The organism is Bacillus sp. HMSC036E02 (assembly GCF_001836235.1).
Lineage (GTDB): Bacteria > Bacillota > Bacilli > Bacillales > Bacillaceae_G > Bacillus_A > Bacillus_A cereus.
This window is the reverse complement of the sequence record NZ_KV827827.1, coordinates 1-260: the sequence shown is the minus strand read 5'-3', so window position 1 is coordinate 260 and position 260 is coordinate 1. Positions and strand designations below refer to the sequence as shown.

Sequence of the window (260 nt, the reverse complement as noted above, 5' to 3'; positions counted from 1 at the left end):
AACGAAACAAACAACGTGAAACGTCAATTTTTATTTTAGATGCTAGACAAACTAACTTTATTGGAGAGTTTGATCCTGGCTCAGGATGAACGCTGGCGGCGTGCCTAATACATGCAAGTCGAGCGAATGGATTAAGAGCTTGCTCTTATGAAGTTAGCGGCGGACGGGTGAGTAACACGTGGGTAACCTGCCCATAAGACTGGGATAACTCCGGGAAACCGGGGCTAATACCGGATAACATTTTGAACCGCATGGTTCGA

At 46.2% G+C, this 260-nt stretch carries 1 rRNA gene; it reads left to right on the top strand.

Features of this window, described 5'->3' with window-relative positions:
• Nucleotides 1-57: 57 nt before the first annotated feature.
• Nucleotides 58-260 (top strand): 16S ribosomal RNA (locus HMPREF2590_RS08915); the annotation flags it as partial.